Raw genomic sequence first — 16,617 nt, forward strand, 5'->3', positions numbered from 1 at the left:
TCAGCCCTTTTTCGTCAGCGGTCGCTCGGGCACGTCCCGAGGCTGTTCGTCGCGGGTCACCTCGCGGTACCACAGTTCATGGTGTTTTCTCGCCCACGGCCGGCTGACCCAGCCATGCAACATGGCGTCGACCGAACCCTTGATCCACAAGCCGGCGTAGATGTGCACGATGATGCTCAGCACCAGCACGAACCCGGCCAGCGCATGCAGCAGCATCGCCCAACGGATCGTGGTGATGCCGAAATACGCGCTGAACCATGCGCGCCAGATCACCAGCCCGGTGAACAGCAACGCGAGCATGCACAGCAGTAAAGTCCAGAACAGCAGCTTCTGCCCGGCGTTGTATTTGCCCACCGGCGGCACGCTTTCTTCGTCGTTGACCATCACCCGATTGATCCGCCGCAACCATTGCCGGTCATTGGCGATAAAGAAGTTGGTGCGCCAGAAGCTGAACACCAGGCCGAGAAACAGCACGAACATGGCGATGCCCATGTACGGGTGCAGGATGCGCGTCCAGGTGCCGCCGCCGAACAGGTGGCTCAGCCAGAATAACGACGGATGAAACAGCGCCAGCCCGGACAGCCCGGCCATGAAGAACAGGATCGCCACCAGCCAGTGATTGCTGCGCTGGTTGGCGCTGTAACGCAGGATCGTCTTGTTGCTCATGGCCGCTCCTCCCCGCGTGGATCGAAGGTGTGCACCGCCGGATCGACCACGTGCACCGAGGTGTCGGGCGCTGGTGGAAGTTCATCCTCCTCGACACGATTCGGGCCGATGCGCACGTAATGGGAGAACCCGGCCAGCACCGCCGCACCCATCGCCAGCAGGCCGAGGGGTTTGCTGATGCCTTTCCACAAATCCACCAGCGGACTGATCGCCGGGTGATCCGGCAGCCCGGCGTAGATTTTCGGCGTGTCGGCGTGATGCAGCACGTACATCACGTGGGTGCCGCCGACGCCGGCGGGGTCGTACAGACCGGCGTTTTCAAAACCACGGCTTTTCAGGTCGACGATGCGTTCGGCGGCGTGCTCCTTCATGTCTTCCTTGGTGCCGAAAACGATGGCGCCGGTCGGGCAGGTTTTCACGCAGGCCGGCTCCAGCCCCACCGCCACCCGATCGGAACACAGCGTGCATTTGTAGGCCTTGTGATCCTTTTGCGAAATGCGCGGGATGTTGAACGGGCAACCGGTGATGCAATAGCCGCAACCGATGCAGTGGTCCTGATCGAAATCGACGATGCCGTTGGCATGCTGAATGATCGCGCCGGGGCTCGGACACGCGGCCAGACAACCGGGCTCGGCGCAGTGCATGCAGCCGTCCTTGCGGATCAGCCATTCGAGGTTGCCGGCGTCGGTTTCGTGCTCGGTGAAGCGCATCAGCGTCCATGAGTCCGCCGTCAGGTCCTGCGGATTGTCATAGGTGCCGTGGTTGTGACCGACCTCGTCGCGCAGCTCGTTCCATTCCGAGCAGGCGACCTGGCAAGCCTTGCAGCCGATGCATTTGGTGGTGTCGATCAGCTTGGCCACGCCCTGCTGAGTCCTCACCGACGGCGGCACGGTAGTGGTGGCCGAGCGGGCAATGATGTCTTGGCTGGCCATTTACAGTTTCTCCACGTTGACCAGGAATGACTTGGATTCCGGGGTCTGAGTGTTGCCATCGCCGAGGAACGGCACCAGTGTGTTGGTCAGGTAACCGTGGCGCGTCAGCCCGGTGAACCCCCAATGCAGCGGGATGCCGATCTGATGCACGACCTGGCCGTTGACCTGCAGCGGCCGGATGCGTTTGGTCACCACCGCGACCGCTTCGATAAAGCCGCGCTTGCAGCTGACCCGCACGCGATCACCGGCAGCGATGCCCTTCTCGTTCGCCAGCACTTCGCCGATTTCCACGAACTGCTCGGGCTGGGCAATCGCGTTCAACTTGCAGTGCTTGCTCCAGAAATGGAAATGCTCGGTGAGCCGGTAGCTGGTGCCGGCGTACGGGTAGTCCTTGGCCTCACCGAGGGTTTCCCAGACCGAATCGAAGATCCGCGCCGCCGGGTTGCTGGTGGCCTTCTTGTTCTGCGGGTGCAGCGGATTGATGCCGATCGGCGTTTCGAACGGCTCGTAGTGCTCGGGGAATGGCCCTTCGTTCATCTTGTCGACGGCGAAGAACCGCGCCACGCCTTCGGGGTTCATGATGAACGGATTCATCCCGGCTTCCGGCGGCACGTCGGCCTTGTAGTCCGGCACGTCGGTGCCGGTCCAGGTCTTGCCGTTCCACCACACCAGACGCTTTTTCGGGTCCCACGGTTTGCCCGCCGGGTCCGATGAGGCGCGGTTGTAGAGAATCCGCCGATTGGCCGGCCATGCCCACGCCCAGCCCTGATGCTGGTGCATGCCGAACGGATCGGCGTTGTCGCGCCGGGCCATCTGGTTACCGGCCTCGGTCCAGCTGCCGGCGAAGATCCAGCAACCGGACGCGGTGCTGCCGTCGTCCTTGAGCAAACCGAAACCTGCCAGTTGCGCCCCGGCCTTGACAGTGACGCCGCTGGCATCGGTGAAATCGCTGACCGCGGTGCCGTTGATTTCCCGCGCCAGTTCCTCCGGCGAAGGCTCGTCGGGGATCTTGTACGGCCACGACAGCTTGAGCAGCGGATCGGGAAACTTGCCGCCCTCGGTCTGATAACGCTGGCGCAGGCGCAGGAACAGTTCGCTCATGATGCGGATGTCGGTCTGCGCTTCGCCGGGGCCATCCGCGCCTTTCCAGTGCCATTGCAGCCAGCGGCTGCTGTTGACCAGCGAGCCGTCCTCTTCGGCAAAACAGGTAGTTGGCAGGCGAATCACTTCGGTCTGGATTTCCTCGGTTTTGACATCGTTGTACGGTCCGACGTTTTGCCAGAACTCCGAAGTCTCCGTGGCCAGCGGGTCCATCACCACCAGCCACTTGAGCTTGGCCAATGCGCCCATTACGCGGTTCTTGTCCGGTAAGGCAGCGATCGGATTGAAGCCCTGGCAGAAGTAGCCGTTGACCTTGCCCTGGCTCATCAGGTCGAACATTTTCAGCACGTCGTAATTGGGGATGTCGAGCTTTGGCAAATGGTCGAACAGCCAGTTGTTTTCGGCGGTGGCGTTGGCGCCGTACCAGGATTTCATCAGGCTGACGTGGAATTTGCTGTAGTTCTGCCAGTACGAGAGCTGCCCCGGTCTCAGCGGCACCTGCGTGCGTTTGAAGATGAACTGGCCGTAGTCCTGCTCGCTGTCGCTGGCCAGTGTGAGATAGCCGGGCAAGGCGTTGGACAGCAGGCCGAGGTCAGTCAGACCCTGGATGTTCGAATGCCCGCGCAAGGCGTTGACCCCACCACCGGGCATGCCGACGTTGCCCAGCAACAGTTGCACCATCGCCGCGCTGCGGATGATCTGCGCGCCGATCGAGTGCTGGGTCCAGCCGAGGGCGTAGAGAATCGTCATGGTCTTGCCCGGTGTCGAGCAAGTGGCGATCTCTTCCCAGATTTTCTGCATGGCGTCGACCGGCATGCCGCAGATCTGGCTGGCCAGGTCGATGTTGTAGCGGCTGTAATGCTGCTTCATCAGCTGATAGACGCAGCGCGGGTCTTGCAGGGTCGGGTCAACCCGGACGAAACCGTCCTCGGCGAACTCGTAGCCCCAGCCGGACTTGTCGGTATAGCTGCGTTTTTCCGCGTCATAACCGCTGAACAGGCCGTCTTCGAAGCCATAGCCGGCTTTGACGATGAACGACACGTCGGTGTAATTGCGCACGTATTCGTGCTGGATCTTGTCCTCGGTCAGCAGGTAATTGATCAGCCCACCCATGAAGGCGATGTCGGTACCGGTGCGAATCGGCGCGTAATAGTCGGCCACCGAAGCGGTCCGGGTAAAACGCGGATCAACCACGATCAACCGCGCGGCGTTATGCGCTTTGGCCTCGGTCACCCATTTGAAGCCGCACGGATGCGCTTCTGCTGCGTTGCCGCCCATCACCAGGATCAGATTCGCGTTGGCGATATCGGTCCAGGTGTTGGTCATGGCACCACGGCCGTACGTCGGGGCAAGACTTGCCACCGTCGGGCCGTGTCAGACACGCGCCTGGTTATCGAACCCCAGCAGGCCGAGGCTGCGAATCACCTTCTGGGTGATGTAGCCCGCTTCATTGGAGGCCGCCGACGCCGCGAGGAACCCGGTGGTCAGCCAGCGATTCACCGTTTGCCCGTTGTCATTTTTCTCGATGAAGTTGGCGTCGCGGTCGGCCTTCATCAGGTCGGCGATGCGATCGAGGGCTTCGTCCCAGTCGATGCGCGTCCATTCATTGCTGCCGGGCTTGCGCACCTGCGGGTACTGCAAGCGGCCGGGGCTGTGAATGAAATCGAGCAGGCCCGCGCCTTTCGGGCACAGGGTGCCGCGATTGACCGGGTGGTCGGCGTCGCCTTCGATGTGAATGATGTTTTGCGCCACGTTCTTGCCGGCATCGCCCTGGCTGTACATGATCAAGCCGCAACCGACCGAGCAATACGGGCAGGTGTTGCGGGTTTCACGGGTGTGGGCGAGCTTGAAGTGGCGCACCTGCTCGGCGAAGGCCGCCGTCGGGGCCATGCCCAACGCGCCCAGGCTTGAGCCTGCAAGGCCGATACCGGCGACCTTGAAGAACTGACGACGGCTGAGATCCATCGTGCACTCCTGATCAGGTGGAACCCGGTACTTGCGCCGGGCTTTATCTGGACAATCACGGTTGCAGCGCGACGGCGCTGACCTTTTGACTGTAGACAAAGACCTTGCCGATTGTGTGAAAACCGACCGTCGGGTGTTTCTGTAGGAGTGAGCCTGCTCGCGATAGCGGTATGTCAGAGACATATTTGCTGACTGACCCACCGCTATCGCGAGCAGGCTCACTCCTACAGGGACCGAGTTGCGCATAGAATGTCCACCAGGACCAATCCCGCCTTGACGAGACCGCGCATGACTTTCGATTTTGACCAGCTGTTCGACCGCCACCACACCGGCAGCACCAAGTGGAGCCGCTACCCGGCCGATGTGTTGCCGATGTGGGTTGCTGACATGGATTTTGCCGCGCCGCCGGTCATCATCGAAGCCTTGCAACAGCGCCTGCTGCACCCGCTGCTCGGTTACAGCGTCGCCCAAGACAACCTGCGTGAAGCCATCGTCACAGACCTGTGGAACAAGTACGCATGGCGGGTCAAGCCGCAGGAGCTGATCTTCCTGCCGGGCGTGGAATCCGGCTTCAACATGGCGCTCAAGGCCTTGGTGCAGGCGCAACAGAATGTCGTCGTGCAAGTGCCGAACTACCCGCCGCTGCGCCATGCGCCGGGGCATTGGGGTCTGAACAAAATCGAGCTGGAATTCAACGCCCAGGCCGATGGCACTTACGCCACGCCGCTGGACGTACTACGTGAATCGCTGATCGGCGGCGGTGCCCTGCTGTTGAGCAACCCGCACAACCCGATCGGCAAGGTCTTCGACCGCGAGGAATTGCAGGCCATCGCAGACATCTGCGCAGCGCAGGACGCGTGGATCATCTCCGACGAAATCCACGCCGAGCTGTGCTTCGACGGCCGCGTGCACATTCCCACCGCCTCGCTGAGCCCGGAGATTTCCAAACGCACGATCACCCTGATGTCGGCGAGCAAGGCCTACAACATCGCCGGCCTCAAAACCTCGTTCATGATCATTCAGGACGCCGCCCTGCGCGAACGCGTCAACCACGCGCGCTGCGGCATGGTCGACAGCGTCAACCCGCTGGGCATGGAAGCCACCCGCGTCGCCTACAGCGAAGCCGGGCCGTGGCTCGCCGAATTGAAAACCTATCTGCAGGGCAACCGCGACTGGCTGGTGGACGCCGTGCGCACGCGCCTGCCGGGCGTGAGCATCAATGTGCCACAGGGCACCTATCTGGCGTGGCTCGATTGCACGGCGCTGGACCTGCCCGACCCGCAGCGGTTCTTCCTCGAACAGGGCAAAGTCGGGCTGAGTGCCGGGCTGGATTTTGGTGATCAGCATCAGCAATTCGTGCGCCTGAACTTCGGCTGCCCGCGAGCGTTGCTTGAAGAAGGGATTGCGCGGATGGAGCGGGCTTTGATCAACCGCAATCTCTGACTTCAAACAGATCCCCTGTAGGAGTGAGCCTGCTCGCGATAGCGGTCTGTCAGTCACATATTCCTGGCTGCCAGACCGCTATCGCGAGCAGGCTCACTCCTACAGTGGGACCGGTGTTCAGCAGAAATCCATCGCAAATCCGATCGAACTCAAGGCAAACCCGCCGGGTCAACCCGGAACACTGGCCTTGAAATCAGGAGACCCTGCGATGACTGACTATCCAAAACCACCCTTCCCGAAACAAGCCCAACCGGTCCCCGGCTCGCAACGCAAGATGGAACCGTATCCAGACTGCGGTGAGCAAAGTTACGTCGGGTCCGGCCGACTCGCCGGCAAAATTGCGCTGATCACCGGCGCCGACAGCGGCATTGGTCGCGCGGTGGCGATCGCCTTCGCCCGTGAGGGCGCCGATGTCGCCGTGGCTTATCTGAATGAACACGAAGACGCCAAAGAAACCGCACGCTGGGTCGAACAGGCCGGGCGTCAGTGCATCTTGCTGCCGGGCGATATTGCCGAGAAAGCCCAGTGCCAGGCGCTGGTCGACAAGACCGTCGAGCGCTTCGGTCGCATCGACATACTGGTCAACAACGCCGCGTTCCAGATGACCCACGAGAACTTCGAAGAAATTCCAGATGACGAATGGGTGATGACCTTCGATGTGAACATCACGGCCATGTTCAGGATCTGCCAGGCGGCGCTCAAACACATGCGCCCCGGTTCATCGATCATCAACACCAGCTCGGTCAACTCGGACATGCCCAAGCCGACCCTGCTGGCCTACGCCACCACCAAAGGCGCGATCGCCAACTTCACCGGTGGCCTGGCGCAGATGCTCGGGCCGAAGGAAATTCGCGTCAACAGCGTTGCGCCTGGCCCGATCTGGACGCCGCTGATCGTCTCGACCATGCCTGACGAAGAAGTGCAGAACTTCGGCGGCAGCACCCCGCTCGGCCGTCCGGGCCAACCGGTGGAAGTCGCACCGATTTACGTGCTGCTGGCCTCCGACGAAGCCAGCTACATCACCGGTCAGCGCTACGGCGTCACCGGCGGCAAACCGATGCTGTAACCGTGCAGCAGAAAAACTGAACCCGAGCGGCATGACATCCCTCCATACCTGTAAGCGCCTACGGGCCATCAGGAACAGGAGGTTGTCATGTCCGCCCCCCTCGTCAGACTCTTCACCCAACCCAACTTCGCCTGGACCGATATCCGCCGCGAAGAAGAAACCAATCCGCGCCACTACCTCGCCCATCTGCTTTTACTCGCGTTGATCCCCGCCGTGTGCCTGTTCATCGGCACCACCTATGTCGGCTGGAGCCTCGCCGTCGGTGAAAACGTGCGCCTGAGCACGGCCAGCGCGCTGCAATTGAGCGTGTTGCTCTACGTGACGATTGTGGCCGGCGTGGCGATCATCGGCGGCTTCATTCGCTGGATGTCGCGTTCATTCGATGCGCGGCCGACGCTGAATCAATGCATCGGTTTTGCCGCCTACACGGTGACGCCGTTTTTCATCGCCGGGATTGCCGGGCTGTATCCGAGCCGCTGGCTGGCGATTCTGGTACTCGGCGCGGCGTCGATCTATTCGACGTTCCTGCTGTTTGTCGGCCTGCCAACCTTTATGCATGAGCGCAAGGAACAGGGCCTGTTGTATTCGGCGTGCGTGTGGGGCGTCGGCCTGCTGGTGCTGGTGACCATGCTGGTGTCGATGATTCTGCTGTGGTTCAACGTGCTCATCCCCGAGTACCTGCGCACGACCGTGAGCTGACCCGGTGCGCCTGTCCTTGAAAGTTTATTGCAGTGAGCCGTCATGAGTTTCGGCGTATGGGTTGCGGTGCTCGGCGCCGTGCTGCTGATGCTGGCCCTGACGTCGTCGTGGTTGCGCTGGATGCCGGTCACCACTTCAGCGGTGTGCCTGCTGCTGGGCATCGCGATCGGCCCCAGCGGTCTCGACCTGCTGAAACTGTCGCTGGAAGAATCGTCGTTGTGGATGGAGCACCTGACGGAAGTCGCGGTGCTCTTTTCCTTGTTCGTCTGCGGGCTGAAGCTGCGTTTGCCACTGACCAACAAAACCTGGCGCATTGCGTTCGGCCTGGCGGGGCCGGTGATGATCCTGACCATCATCGGTGTATGTCTGTTGCTGCACTGGGGCCTGCAATTGGCGTGGGGGCCTTCGCTGCTGATCGGCGCGATGCTGGCGCCGACCGACCCGGTGCTCGCCGCGCTGGTGCAGGTCAACGATGCGCAGGACGTCGACAGCGTGCGCTTCGGTCTCTCCGGTGAGGCGGGTCTCAACGATGGCGTGGCCTTCCCTTTCGTGATTCTCGGGCTGCTGTTGCTGCACGGTGACGGCAGCGCCGGCGAGTGGCAGCACTGGGTGATTCGCAGTCTGTTGTGGGCGGTGCCGGCGGGTTTGCTCACCGGTTACTGGATGGGCCGCGGCATCGGCCGCATCGCCCTGTCGCTGCGTATTCACAACGAGGACAGCACCCTCGGCCCCAACGATTACCTGACCCTCGCGCTGATCGCGCTGTCATACGTGGTCGCCGACGCCATTGGCGGCTACGGCTTCCTTGCAGTGTTTGCCGCCGGCCTCGGCCTGCGTCAGGAAGAAGTGAAATCTACCGGCATCACCCAAGTGCCTGCCGAGCATCTGGTACAACCGGTGGTCGGCCATCAGAACGTCGAACCGGAGAACGCCGTGCATGGCGACACCGAACAGCTGGAAGACAGCCAGGTCGCGGCGGGGATCATGATGGGCGACATGCTCGCCTTCGGCGGTCTGGTCGAGCGGGCGATGGAAGTATTCCTGGTGACCTTGCTTGGCGTCGTGCTGATTGCGCACTGGGACTGGCGTGCGCTGTGGATCGGCGCCGCGCTGTTCTGCGTGATCCGTCCGTTGAGTGTGGCGCTGATGCCGTGGGGCAAGCTGCTCAGCGGGCCGCAGCGTTTGTTGATCGGCTGGTTCGGCATACGTGGGATCGGCAGCCTGTTTTATCTGTTCTTCGCCCTGAACCATGGCCTGGATTCTGACGTGGCCAAGGTCTGCACCGACATCACCCTGTCGGTGGTGGCCCTGAGCATTTTGCTGCATGGCATCAGTACGCAGCCGATGCTGGCGCGGTATGAAAGCTTGAAGCAACGAAAAAGCTGATTCTTCCAGCCCTGCGTTTTGCCGGAAATCATCGAAGATTTTTCTGCAAAAAAATGGATCGTCGAGCGCGCCCCAAGGGTCACAACTTTAACCGCGCCAATCATCCAGCGCGGCCCGGCAGGTTCGGTTCCCCTGCGGTGAACAGCCTGGTCAACGGAACCCCGACAAGATTAAGGTTACAGTCATGAACGAATGCTCGACTCCTGCGCAAATCAAGGCTTGCAGAGCTCTGGCTCTGGAACGCAATCGTCAACTGTTCGAAGAAGCCCACGAACTGAACCGAGCGGCAAATGCGCTGCTGGAGCAGACTCCGACCGACTTTGAACGCTTTGAGCAATACCGGGCACTGCGCAAGAAAGCCGATGCGAAATTTGAAGATGCGATTGATCACTTGTGTGTACTGAATGAGGATTTCCCGCCGATTCCGACTGCTGTGCAGCATGCTGTCAGTACGCGGCGTGAGCTTGAAACTGCGTAATAAAAGTCAAAAGCCCCTCACCCTAGCCCTCTCCCGGAGGGAGAGGGGACTGACCGGGGTGTTCTTGCGTATCACACCGACCTGAAATACCGCGCCGAACTCAGGCTTTGAATACAACCGAGATCTGCTCCCTTTCCCCCTCGCCCCCTTGGGGGAGAGGGCTGGGGTGAGGGGGTAAATCTGACTAACACCACAAAATCCCGCACCTACCCCCGACCAACCCACCTCAAGGATTGGTCACCTGAATAAACACCGCATACACCCCCAACATCACCCAGAACGTCGCAAATATCCAAGGCGTGCGCACCGAGAACAGCAGCGACTTGCGATAGCCCTTGTGGCTCGATTCCATCTCACTGAACAGCGGCGATTCGTCGTAGGCCGCGCCCATCAGCGGCTCGCTGTGCAGCAACTGGCTCTGCTTGAAATGCCAGTGATCGATGATGTCGTACGCCGCACGAATTCCGGGCCAGGCGTTCAGTGAACTGAGCACCCCGAGCATCGCCAGGAACGGCGGCACGACGAGGGTGAACATCTTGCCCCACTCCGGATTGAGGTTGGCCATGCACGAGGCGAAGGCGATCACCAGAAACGACTGCGCCGCCAGATAGGCGTCGGTGCGGTTGGCGAGGATGCTGGTTTCGTACTGGATTTCCCGGCGGTAGAAATCCAGCCGTTCCTTGGGTGAGCCAAACATCTTGGCGTCGTGTTCGGCCAAGGCTTCTTCAGCAGCGCTTGGCTGGGTCAATATGCGAGGCAAGAGACGTGCCCTCCAAAAGTGAACAAGACCTTTTGAAAGGCAAGCGTCAGGAGTAGTTCAGCCGGATCGACCAGCGCGTCACTTCATCGACTGGGCAATGATCTGCACCAGATTCAACTGGGTGAACGGTTTCGGCAAGCGCGGCAGTTCCGCGGCGAAGCCTTCCAGCCGCTCGGCGTAACCGGTGGCGAGAATGATCGGCAGATCCGGCTTGAGCATGCGCACGGCATGGGCCAGTTGCGCGCCGCTCATCTGCGGCATGGCCATGTCGGTGATCAGCAGATCGATCACTTCGCCCTGATCGAACAATGCCAGCGCCTGGGCCCCGGATGTCGCGCCGATCACGCGGTGGCCGAGGTCCTCGAGCAACAGACTGGTGCTGGTCAGTACCAGCGAATCATCATCGACCACCAACACACTGAGTCTCGGCACTGCCATCGGCGCCGCATTGGTATACGCCGGTCGGCTGACCGCACGCTCCAGGGCTACCGGAATCCACAACTCGGCCGCCGTGCCATGGCCCTTCTCGCTCTTGAGAATAAAGCGCCCGCCCAGCTGCTCGATGAAGCCGTGCACCATCGACAAGCCCAGCCCGGTGCCTTTGCCCAGACCTTTAGTGGTGAAAAACGGGTCGCGGGCGCAGGCCAGCGTCGCCTCATCCATGCCTTCGCCGGTGTCGATCAGGCTCAGGCAGACATAACGGCCCGCCGCCAAAGTCGAATGACTATGTTCCAGCACCACTTCGGCCTGTGCCTGAATGATCACCTTGCCGCCCTCAGGCATGGCATCTCGCGCGTTGGTGGCGAGGTTGAGGATAGCCAGTTCCAGTTGATTGCTGTCGGCCAGCACCGGCTGCAGATCTTCGGGAAAGCGCGTTTCGATGCGAATCCCCGGCCCCAGCGAGCTGCGCAGCAGCCCGGTAATGCCTTGCACCAATTGCGCGATATCCACCGATTCGGTTTTCAGTTCCTGGCGGCGGGCGAAGGCCAGCATGCGTTGCGTCAGCGAGACTCCGCGCAAGGCGCCTTGAGTGGCGTTCTCCAGCAGTCGAGCGATTTTCGGCGCGTCGCCAATGCGCTTTTGCACAATTTCGAGATTGCCGAGAATGACTGTCAGCAGGTTGTTGAAGTCATGGGCGATGCCGCCACTGAGTTGTCCGATCGCCTGCATCTTCTGCGCCTGGAACAACGCTTCACGGGTTTTCTCCAGCGCCAGTTGCGCCTCGTGTGCCTCGGTTACATCGCGGGTGATCTTGGCAAAGCCGAGCAGCGCGCCCGTGTCGCCGCGTATCGCATCGACCACTACGTGGGCAAGAAAGCGCGTGCCGTCCTTGCGCATCCGCCAGCTGCGGTTCTCGAAACGGCCTTCGCGGGTGGCAATCTCCAGCGAACGCTGTGGCTCGCCCAGTTCACGGTCTTCGGGGGTGTAGAAAATCGAAAAATGCTGGCCGATGATTTCTTCCGGCAGATACCCCTTGATCCGCTGCGCGCCCTGGTTCCAGTTGCTCACGCAACCTTCGGGGCTGAGCATGTAGATCGCGTAGTCGGTGACGCCCTGTACCAGCAGGCGAAACTGCTGTTCGCTTTGCTTGAGAGTTTCCTCGGCCATTTTGCGGTCGGTGAGGTCGCGGGTGATCTTGGCGAAACCGAGCAGCTTGCCGCTGGGATCGATGATCGGGTCGATCACTACATGCGACCAGAAATGCGTGCCGTCCTTGCGCACGCGCCAGCCTTCGCCTTCGAAGCGGCCTTCACGGATCGCTGTGTCCAGCGCCCGTTGCGGCATGCCATTGGCGCGGTCTTCAGGGGTGTAGAAGCGTGAAAAGTGCTCGCCGATGATTTCCGCTTCTTCGTAACCCTTGAAACGCTTGGCGCCGGAGTTCCAACTGGTGATGGTACCGTCGGGGTCGATCATGTAGATCGCATAGTCGACAACCGCGTCGATCAGCAGCCGGAAGCGGCTGTCGTCGATCGCTGCGGTTCTGTTGTTCTCACTCATCACACTCACCAGCCACTGTCATGGGCTGAAGTATGCGTGAATCCGTCGATTTGAAAAGTGCCGGTTCGCTTTTGATTGCCCACCAGCGCGGCAGCAGCTGCTTGATGCGGCTTTCGGCAAAGCGGTCGTCGATGAGCATGACCGTGCCGCGATCCTCGCGGGTGCGGATCACCCGCCCGGCGGCTTGTACGACTTTTTGCATGCCCGGGTACAAATAGGTGTAGTCGTAGCCGGCGCCAAAAATGGCGGCCATGCGCCGCTTCATCTGCTCGTTGACCGGGTTGAGCTGCGCCAGCCCCAGCGTGGCGATGAACGCGCCGATCAGCCGCGCACCGGGCAGATCGATGCCCTCGCCAAACGCCCCGCCCAGCACCGCAAACCCGACGCCCTGGCTGTCGGCGCTGAACTGGTCGAGAAACGCCTGCCGCGCGCCCTCGGCCATGCCTCGCGATTGCAACCACTGGGTGATGTGCGGATGGCGCTCGGCCAATAACGTCGCGACTTGTTGCAGGTAATCGAAACTGCTGAAAAACGCCAGGTAGTTGCCTGGGCGCTCGCTGAACTGGCGCGCGATCAGCTCGACTATCGGCTCCAGCGAGGCCTGGCGATGGTTGAAGCGGGTGGAGATCTGACTGACGATGTGCACCTGCAACTGCTCGGCGCTGAACGGCGATTCGACGTCGATGCACACCGTGTCAGCGGGCGTGCCAAGGAGGTCGGCGTAATAGTTGCGCGGGCTCAGCGTGGCCGAGAACAGCACGCTGCTGCGCGCTGCGGTCAGGCGCGGGCCGATGAACGCTGCCGGCACCACGTTGCGCAGGCACAGTTGCGACAGCGGACGTTTGCGGTCGAGGTCGCGTTTGCTGATATCGAACAGGTAATGCTCGTCGTACAGCTCGGCGACCCGGGCAAATTGCAGCAGATCGAAATAGAAGTTCTGCAAACCGCTGTCGAGGCCTTGCGGATGCTCGTTGAGGTAATCGCCAATGGCCGCGCAGCACAGGGAAATGGCTTGCAGGAGTTTGTCCGGGGCTTTGTCATAGGCCTGATAAGCCGCCAATTGCGGCGCATGCAGCGCGTTCCATTCGCGGTTGACCCGTTGCAGGGAATTTTTCAACGCTGCCGGCGCGGTTTTGCGCACAGTGCCGAGGGTGAACTGGTCGAGACTGGCGCTGTACATCTGCCGGCCGCGTTCGACCAGGTTATGCGCCTCGTCGGCCAGCACCGCGACTTTCCACTGATTGAGCTGGGCCAGACCGAACAGCAGCGCACTGAAGTCGAAGTAATAGTTGTAGTCGGCAACCACCACATCCGCCCAACGGGCCATTTCCTGACTCAGGTAATACGGGCAAACGCTGTGCTGCGCGGCGACTTCCCGCATTGCCACCTGATCCAGCAGGTTGATCTGGCTGGCGGCTTCGCGGGCAGCGGGCAAGCGATCATAAAAGCCTTGGGCCAACGGACAGGATTCGCCATGACAGGCCTTGTCCGGGTGTTCGCAGGCCTTGTCGCGGGCGACCATTTCCATCACCCGCAGCGGCAAGTCCGGCGTTTGCCTGAACAACACCTGACTGGCATCCAGCGCCAGCTTGCGCCCCGGGGTCTTGGCGGTGAGAAAGAACACCTTGTCCAGTTGCTGCGGCGCCAGCGCCTTGAGCATCGGAAACAGCGTGCCGAGGGTTTTGCCAATGCCCGTCGGCGCCTGGGCCATCAGGCAGCGCCCGGTGCTGACGGCTTTGAACACCGACTCGGCCAGATGCCGTTGGCCCGGACGAAAATCCGCGTGGGGGAACGCCAGTTGCTGCGCGGCCAGATTGCGCGCTTCGCGGTGGGCCATTTCCTGCTCGGCCCATTGCAGGAACAAGCCGCACTGCTGCGCGAAAAACGTCTGGAGTGACTCGGCGCTGTGGGATTCGACCAGGCAGGTTTCCTTTTCGCTGACGATGTCGAAATACACCAGCGCCAGATTGATCTGCTCCAGTTGCAGTTTCTGGCACATCAACCAACCGTAGATCTTTGCTTGCGCCCAGTGCAACTGGCGATGATTGGCCGGCTGCTTGCTGAGGTCGCCGCGATAGGTCTTGACCTCTTCCAGGCAATTTTGCGCCGGGTCGAAGCCGTCCGCCCTGCCCTTGACCCGCAATTCGCCGAAGTCGCCTTGCAGCGCTACTTCGCTCTGGTACTGCTCGCTGCGCCGCGAAGCCACGGTGCGATGGCCGACGATGCCTTCCAGCGCAGTCGGTGACGGAGTGAAACGCAGGTCGAGGTCGCCGGTCTTGGCGGTGAATTCGCACAGTGCGCGGACGGCGACGCTGTAACTCAAGCGCTCTGCTCCGCCCATTGCACGTAACACACGGCCACCGGCATCTGGTGCTCGTGGCAGAACTCCAGCCAGCGTAGTTGATTGTCCTGCAAGCGGTCGCCGGGGCCTTTGACTTCGATCATCCGGTAGGTCTTGTGCTGCGGCCAGAACTGGATCAGGTCCGGCATGCCGGCGCGGTTGGCCTTGATGTCGAGCAGCAGGCGCTTGAACCAGTGCTTGAGGTGGTCAGCGGGAAGGCAGGCCAGCGCCTGTTCAAGCAATGCTTCATTGAGCGCGCCCCAGAACACGAACGGCGACTGGATCCCCCATTTGTCGACGAAGCGCTGGCGGATCGTCTCGGCGTAGCGGCCGTCGTCGAGCTCGTCCAGACACGCCTGAAACAGTTCGGCGCGACGCTCGAGGAAATCCTCGCTGAGCAGATCGACCGGGCCGCGCTGGAACGGGTGAAAGAACGCGCCCGGCACCGGCGCGAAAATCGCCGGCCAGCACAACAGGCCGAACAGTGAGTTGATCAGGCTGTTCTCGACGTAATGCACCGGGCCGTCATCGGCGTGCAAGTGCGCTTGCACATGGAATTCCACCGACCGCGTCGGATCGACGCGTGGCAAGTGCAAGTCCAGGCGCTCGACAGCTCTGGCCTTGGCTCGCTTGAGCGGCGGACCACCAAGTTTGCGCCGCAGACGCGGGACGATGCGTTGCAAGCCCTGCTGCTCGGCGGCACTTTGCGGCGCCTGTTCGGCCAGCGTGCCGAGCTCCAGCGCCAGCGCATATTCGCCGCAGCGTTCGAGCACGCGGATCATGCGCAGCCGTGCGCCCGGATAAGCGCACTCGCGGTAAACACTCAGGGCCAGCGCAAAGTCGCCGATGCGCTCGCCATACTGGCCGATCTGGAACAACGCCTTGGCTTGCCGGCGGCGCAGCCACGGGTTGTCGAACTGCACGGCGTTGATCTGTTCGACGATCTCCTCCAGCGGCTCACCCGCCTCGAAACGCAGTTGGCACTGATGCAGGAACAGGCAGGCGTCGACGTCTTCGCGACTGCGCAGGCCTCGGGAATCAGCGCAGAACTCGACTTTTTCATAGGTGAAGATGCCAAGGTCGGCGAGCACGAATTCCGACCAGTCCTGATACAGATTGCCGAAAAACATCAGCCGCAGGCGATCGCACAAATCCATCAGGGTCAGGCTGAACAGCCGGTCAGGCAGTTGCGGCGCCCAGGCGCGCAGGGTTTGCGCCTCGGCGAACTGTTCAGCCAGCAGCGGCAGCCATTCGTCCTTGCGGCCTTTCGGTTGCTCGATGAAGGCGCCAAAGGCTTGCAGGATCTCGGCCTTGAGCAAGACATCGAACAGTTCTGCCAGCGTCAGCGCAGCGGAATCGTCGAGCCAGCCGTGATCGAGCAACGGTTGCGCGGCCTCGGCGATATCGCCGATCTCCACATAATTGAGTTTGCTCGCGCGAAAATGAATGCCCTTGCGCATGACCATGCGCACCAGCAATCCCTGCGAGGCTGGCGGCAGCGTGTTGAACTCGCGGATGAAGCCGTGTTCGCGTGCGCTCATCACATCGGCATAACGAAGCCCAAGCCAATCAAGCACTTGCCGGAAGTTGTTGAGGTAATAGAACGGATCGTCGAGAGGGTTGGAGGTCACGGGAATTCAAAGCCACGGCAAGCGAACACTGGTTATGCGTACAGATAACAGCTCAGCCCTGTCCGGCGCAAACGGAAAAAGATCAATGGCATTTTTTCGCGCCGAGATCGAACTTTTCCGCCGATGCTGGCACCAACCGCGTTAGAGGGCC

Annotated in this window: 12 protein-coding genes; 5 read left to right on the forward strand and 7 right to left on the reverse strand. The window is 61.4% G+C overall.

Features of this window, described 5'->3' with window-relative positions:
• The 3 genes from J2Y90_RS19585 to fdnG are packed head-to-tail and all read right to left on the reverse strand — an operon-like array spanning position 1 to position 4,664.
• Positions 1–666, reverse strand: coding sequence for a formate dehydrogenase subunit gamma (locus tag J2Y90_RS19585; protein WP_253502049.1), 666 nt, complete (start codon positions 664–666; stop codon positions 1–3).
• Positions 663–1,598, reverse strand: coding sequence for a formate dehydrogenase subunit beta (gene fdxH / locus J2Y90_RS19590; RefSeq protein WP_253502052.1), 936 nt, complete (start codon positions 1,596–1,598; stop codon positions 663–665). Before fdxH ends, J2Y90_RS19585 begins: the two co-directional genes overlap by 4 nt.
• Positions 1,599–4,664, reverse strand: a complete 3,066-nt coding sequence (fdnG, locus tag J2Y90_RS19595; protein ID WP_253502055.1) for a formate dehydrogenase-N subunit alpha — start codon at positions 4,662–4,664, stop codon at positions 1,599–1,601. It abuts the gene before it with no gap.
• A 288-nt stretch (positions 4,665–4,952) separates the two neighbouring features.
• On the opposite strand from fdnG, the gene J2Y90_RS19600 reads away from it, so the two are divergent.
• From J2Y90_RS19600 to J2Y90_RS19620, 5 genes are all read left to right on the forward strand, one after another.
• On the forward strand, positions 4,953–6,107 hold the full coding sequence (locus J2Y90_RS19600) for a MalY/PatB family protein (RefSeq protein WP_253502058.1): 1,155 nt from the start codon (positions 4,953–4,955) through the stop codon (positions 6,105–6,107).
• 208 nt (positions 6,108–6,315) lie between these two features.
• Complete coding sequence (locus J2Y90_RS19605) at positions 6,316–7,173, forward strand: glucose 1-dehydrogenase (RefSeq protein WP_253502061.1); 858 nt, start codon at positions 6,316–6,318, stop codon at positions 7,171–7,173.
• Positions 7,174–7,260: 87 nt separating this feature from the next.
• Entirely contained in the window at positions 7,261–7,872 is a 612-nt protein-coding gene (locus J2Y90_RS19610; protein ID WP_253502064.1) for a Yip1 family protein, read from the forward strand.
• Positions 7,873–7,914: 42 nt separating this feature from the next.
• Entirely contained in the window at positions 7,915–9,258 is a 1,344-nt protein-coding gene (locus tag J2Y90_RS19615; protein WP_253502066.1) for a cation:proton antiporter, read from the forward strand.
• Positions 9,259–9,442: 184 nt separating this feature from the next.
• Positions 9,443–9,736 carry a hypothetical protein gene (locus tag J2Y90_RS19620; protein ID WP_253502069.1) on the forward strand — a complete coding sequence of 98 codons (294 nt, stop codon included), beginning with the start codon at positions 9,443–9,445 and terminating at the stop codon, positions 9,734–9,736.
• 226 nt (positions 9,737–9,962) lie between these two features.
• Here the strand turns inward: J2Y90_RS19620 and J2Y90_RS19625 are convergent, their stop codons facing one another.
• The 4 genes from J2Y90_RS19625 to J2Y90_RS19640 form a co-directional block, all read right to left on the reverse strand.
• A complete protein-coding gene (locus tag J2Y90_RS19625) occupies positions 9,963–10,496 on the reverse strand; it encodes a hypothetical protein (RefSeq protein WP_253502073.1) in 534 nt (177 codons plus the stop codon).
• Between the two features lie 78 nt (positions 10,497–10,574).
• Entirely contained in the window at positions 10,575–12,494 is a 1,920-nt protein-coding gene (locus J2Y90_RS19630) for a hybrid sensor histidine kinase/response regulator (protein WP_253502076.1), read from the reverse strand.
• Positions 12,487–14,817 carry an ATP-dependent DNA helicase gene (locus J2Y90_RS19635; protein ID WP_253502079.1) on the reverse strand — a complete coding sequence of 777 codons (2,331 nt, stop codon included), beginning with the start codon at positions 14,815–14,817 and terminating at the stop codon, positions 12,487–12,489. Before J2Y90_RS19635 ends, J2Y90_RS19630 begins: the two co-directional genes overlap by 8 nt.
• On the reverse strand, positions 14,814–16,466 hold the full coding sequence (locus J2Y90_RS19640; RefSeq protein WP_253502082.1) for a VRR-NUC domain-containing protein: 1,653 nt from the start codon (positions 16,464–16,466) through the stop codon (positions 14,814–14,816). The genes J2Y90_RS19635 and J2Y90_RS19640 overlap by 4 nt, the downstream gene beginning before the upstream one ends.
• Between the last annotated feature and the right edge of the window lie 151 nt (positions 16,467–16,617).

The organism is Pseudomonas koreensis, from assembly GCF_024169245.1.
Lineage (GTDB): Bacteria > Pseudomonadota > Gammaproteobacteria > Pseudomonadales > Pseudomonadaceae > Aquipseudomonas > Aquipseudomonas koreensis_F.

Excerpts from the sequence above, each read along its gene's own strand:
- J2Y90_RS19600 (WP_253502058.1), top strand. The coding sequence starts at position 4,953 with ATGACTTTCGATTTTGACCAGCTGTTCGACCGCCACCACACCGGCAGC.
- J2Y90_RS19615 (WP_253502066.1), top strand. The coding sequence starts at position 7,915 with ATGAGTTTCGGCGTATGGGTTGCGGTGCTCGGCGCCGTGCTGCTGATG.
- J2Y90_RS19610 (WP_253502064.1), top strand. The coding sequence starts at position 7,261 with ATGTCCGCCCCCCTCGTCAGACTCTTCACCCAACCCAACTTCGCCTGG.
- J2Y90_RS19620 (WP_253502069.1), top strand. The coding sequence starts at position 9,443 with ATGAACGAATGCTCGACTCCTGCGCAAATCAAGGCTTGCAGAGCTCTG.
- J2Y90_RS19630 (WP_253502076.1), bottom strand. The coding sequence starts at position 12,494 with ATGAGTGAGAACAACAGAACCGCAGCGATCGACGACAGCCGCTTCCGG.
- fdxH (WP_253502052.1), bottom strand. The coding sequence starts at position 1,598 with ATGGCCAGCCAAGACATCATTGCCCGCTCGGCCACCACTACCGTGCCG.
- J2Y90_RS19605 (WP_253502061.1), top strand. The coding sequence starts at position 6,316 with ATGACTGACTATCCAAAACCACCCTTCCCGAAACAAGCCCAACCGGTC.
- J2Y90_RS19585 (WP_253502049.1), bottom strand. The coding sequence starts at position 666 with ATGAGCAACAAGACGATCCTGCGTTACAGCGCCAACCAGCGCAGCAAT.